Source organism: Achromobacter sp. 2789STDY5608615, from assembly GCF_001298995.1.
GTDB classification, from domain to species: Bacteria; Pseudomonadota; Gammaproteobacteria; order Burkholderiales; family Burkholderiaceae_B; genus Achromobacter; species Achromobacter insuavis.
In genome coordinates this window covers 1-3,610 of record NZ_CYTY01000088.1, presented here as the reverse complement: position 1 = coordinate 3,610, position 3,610 = coordinate 1, and the positions used below count along the sequence as shown (strand labels likewise).

At 73.9% G+C, this 3,610-nt stretch carries 4 protein-coding genes; 1 reads left to right on the top strand and 3 read right to left on the bottom strand.

Features of this window, described 5'->3' with window-relative positions:
• Positions 1-109: 109 nt before the first annotated feature.
• Together AOZ49_RS31425 and AOZ49_RS31420 are read right to left on the bottom strand one after the other, a co-directional pair.
• Positions 110-1,915: a M48 family metalloprotease gene (locus AOZ49_RS31425; protein WP_054479823.1), complete on the bottom strand. Its 1,806-nt coding sequence runs from the start codon at positions 1,913-1,915 to the stop codon at positions 110-112.
• 16 nt (positions 1,916-1,931) lie between these two features.
• A complete protein-coding gene (locus AOZ49_RS31420; RefSeq protein WP_054479821.1) occupies positions 1,932-2,777 on the bottom strand; it encodes an alpha/beta hydrolase in 846 nt (281 codons plus the stop codon).
• 128 nt (positions 2,778-2,905) lie between these two features.
• Here AOZ49_RS31420 and AOZ49_RS31415 point away from each other — a divergent pair, with 128 nt between their 5' ends.
• Positions 2,906-3,343 carry a hypothetical protein gene (locus AOZ49_RS31415; RefSeq protein ID WP_054429071.1) on the top strand — a complete coding sequence of 146 codons (438 nt, stop codon included), beginning with the start codon at positions 2,906-2,908 and terminating at the stop codon, positions 3,341-3,343.
• Here the strand turns inward: AOZ49_RS31415 and AOZ49_RS31410 are convergent.
• A partial coding sequence (locus tag AOZ49_RS31410) for a M20/M25/M40 family metallo-hydrolase (RefSeq protein ID WP_082380669.1) occupies positions 3,335-3,610 on the bottom strand: 276 nt, incomplete at its 5' end. The genes AOZ49_RS31415 and AOZ49_RS31410 overlap by 9 nt on opposite strands.

The window sequence follows — 3,610 nt, the reverse complement described above, 5'->3', positions numbered from 1 at the left end:
GGGGGGTGGCGACCGCCGGCCTGCCGAAGGGCGTGGTGTGGTGAATCGACCGCGCGCCGGGCGGAAAGTTGCACGGCGCGCCGCGTGTCGGTCGGGCTTCAGGCGGACGTCAGGCGGGACGGCGCACGCGCGCCTGCTCGACGCACCACGCCAGCCGGGGATCGCCGGCGGCCATGATGTCGGCTTCCACGTCCAGGCGCAGGCGCGGCAGCAGCCGGCCCAGCAGTTGTTCACAGTCGCGCCGCAGATAGCTGGGCTCGCCGGTGAGGCGGCCGATGACGCGCAGCAGGGCGGCGTCGCGCGCCAGCACCAGCAGCCGATAGCGGCCGCCGGCGGCGGGGCGCAGCAGCCAGGCGCCGGTGGCGATGCGCAGCAGCGGATCGAGCGTGTCGGCCAGCTTGCCGAGCTCGGCGGGCGACAGGTCGTGCGGATCGTAGCCGTCCGCCGCGTTCGCGTGCGGGGGCGATCGTTGCAGGGCGTCGGCCTGGCGGCGGTAATCCTCGGCCCGTGCGCGGTCGCCCTCGCGCAGGGCCGCCAGGCTGAGCTGGCGCAGGCTGGGCAGCTGTTCCGGGCCGGGCGGGTCCGCGGCGCGGCGCCAGAGGTCCGCGGCTTCCTGCGGGCGTCCCTCGCGCAGGCGGCAGCGCGCCAGCTGGGCCAGCAGGGCGGGATGGCCGGGCGCATGCCGCAGGCCGTCCTCGGCCAGCGCGGCGGCGCCCGCGATGTCGTCGTCCAGGGTGTCCCGCAGCCAGGCGCAGCGCGCGGTTTCATCGGCCGACAAGGCGCGGATGCGGCGTTTGCGCAGCAAGTCATGGTACTGGGCGGTGAGCGCCTCCCGCTCCTGGCGCGCCTGCGCGGCCTCGTCGGCCGATTGCGCCGCGCAGCGCTCGTCCAGCCGGGCGGCCAGGGCCGCACGTTGCGCGGGCAACCAGGCCTGGGCCGCGTTGGGGGCGGCGCGGCGCCACGGCAACGGCCGGTCCGGATCGGCCGCCAGCGCGGCCAGGCGATCCGCCAGCGACGGGTGAGTATCGCCGTCGCCGGTCGTGGCGCAGAGGGCGGCGTGCAGCCAGACGCGGGCCTCGGCTTCGTCGGCGGGCGCCGCCAGCGCGTCCCGCGCCGCCAGCGCCGCGTAGGGCCGCGGCGGATCGCTGGCGGCGAGCAGCGCCGGCCAGGCGCCGCGCAACGCCCGCCATTGCAGCGCCATCGCCGACAGCGCCTCGGCCATGGCGGGTTGGCCGCAGACGCGCGCGGCCTCGGCATCGGCCTGGACTTCGCACTGCCGGGCGAAGTCCAGGCTGACCTGCAGGAAGCGCGGCACGTACCAGGCCACGAACAGCCGCAGCGGCGCGTTCGACAGGCGCCGGCGCCGATCCAGCCGCTGGCTGACGTCCTGCCATTGCAGGCGCGCGAAATACACGCGGCTGGCGTAGCGGCCGTGGCGTTGCGCGATGTGGGCGGTTTCATGGGCCAGGATGGCGCGGCACGCGGCCGGCGACAGCATTTCGAGCAACGGTTGTCCCAGCCACAGGACGTTGCGGGTCCGGCCGCCCAGCGTGCGGTGCTGGCGGATGGCGGCATTGAATTCGCCGTCCAGATAGACCGCGTCCAGCGGCGGCGCGGCCAGGGCGGCGCGAAGGCGGTCGAGTTCCTCGAACAGGCCGGGCGCGTCGTCGCGGCGCAGCGGCACGCCGTCCTCGGGGTGGTCGGGGGCGGCGCTGAACGGTGTCCTGAGCATGATGACGCCCGACACCAGGGCAGGCAGCGTCAGCGCCACGCCCAGGACGGCGGCGGCGCCGGGCAGCGACGCCCAGGCCAGCAGCGGCAGCGCGCACAGCGCCGCGCCGGCGGCCAGCAAGGCGCCATCGCCCAGGGCCAACCAGGCGCCGATGCGCAGTCGTTGCAGGGTGAAGCGGGTCATGGCGTGACGAAGCCTCCTAGTCGCCGGCCCGGCGCCGCAACTGCGCGTCGATAAAGGCGAGGATGGCCCGGGTCTCGTCATTGTCGCCGCCGACGTCGGCGTTGATCTGCCCGTGGTTGCGCGCCACCGGCAGCACCTGCGCCTGGCCGCCGTGCGCCATCAATCGCTGCGCGTAGTCGCGCGAACGCTGGCACGACTGCGGCCGCAATGACGAGCAGACCAGCAGCGTCGGCGGATTGGGGCCGCTCAGTTGCGCGGCGGGCGAGGCGGCGCGCCAATAGGCCGGATCGTTGCCGAATGCCTTGTCATAGAACGGCGCGTGCTCGGCGGCCATGATGCCCGGCAGGTCGAAGGGCGTGCCGTCCAGGATGATGTTGGCCAACCAGGGCCGGGCGCCGGTGCGCTCGCGCAGCGGGGCGTCGGCCGCCAGCAGGGCCTGCAGATGGCCGCCCGAGGAGTGGCCCATGATCAGGATGCGCGCTGGATCGGCCCGCCAGTCGGCGGCCTGGCGCTGGATCCAGGCGAGGGCCAGGCCCAGGTCCTCGGCCTGTTCCCGCGGCCCCGCGTCGGGCAGCAGGCGGGTATTGACGGAGACGACCACGAAGCCCAGCGGCAGCCAGCGCGCCAGCTTGTCCCGGATGAAATCGGGTTCGGCCTTGTCGCCGTGCAACCAGGAGCCGCCATGCACCAGCACCAGGATCGGCGCCAGGCCGGGCGTGGCCGATGAGGCGGCGGGAAGGTGGACGTCGGCCAGTTGCGCCGACGCTGGGCCGTAGCGCTGGTCCTTGAGCCCGGCGGCCCAGCCCGCGGCGGGCAGCGCACAGGCCAGCGCAAGCAGGCAGAGCAGACGGAGAAGCGGCATGGCGGGCCCGGGATGATCCATGAGCCGGCTACTGTAGCCCGGCGGGCCGGTCCGTGGCGAGCCGGCGGGGTTTCATGGCATGCTGCCGGGCGTTGGCGCGTTTGCGCCGTCTTTCCCATTGTTCGGCCATGTCCAGATTCCTGCGCGGGGTATGCGATCTTCTGTTGCTCGTGGCGGTCGCCGCGCTGTACGGCGCCTGCCTGACGGCGAAGCTGCAGACCGGCGCCTATGGCCTGGCGATTCCCGACGCGCCCTATACCTACGAACGCGCCGATTTCCTTATCGATGCGGTGTTCGCCGGCCTCGTCGCGCTGGCGGCGTTGATCGTGGCGGAACGGCTGTGGCGGCGTCGGGCGCCGGGGCGCGGACGCGTGGCCGTGACGTTCGTGGCGGCGTTGCTGGCCATGTATCTGGGCATGCCCGATCCGCGCGTGTTCGGCAATACCTGGGCCCGCTGGGAGCCGACCTTCGAATTGTTCCTGCACCAATGGGATATCGTGCTGCCGCTGGCGCTGGCGGCAGCGGCGGCGCGCCGGATGTGGCGCGCGCCGCGGCGGTCAGCGTGACAGCCTGCGATCCAGTTCCAGCACGGTCTGGTACAGCACGCGGGTGCCGTCCAGCAGTTGCGCCGGCTCGATCCATTCCTCGGGACAGTGGCTGCGTCCGTTCAGGCAGGGGATGAAGATCATGCCGATGGGGCCGGTGGGCGCCATGTAGACGGCGTCGTGGCCGGCGCCGCTGGGCAGGCGCATGTTGGCGTAGCCGAGCTGGTCGGCGGCGGCCTGCACCGCGTCCATCACCAGCGGGGTGCAGTCGGTGGGCTGGGCCCGGCT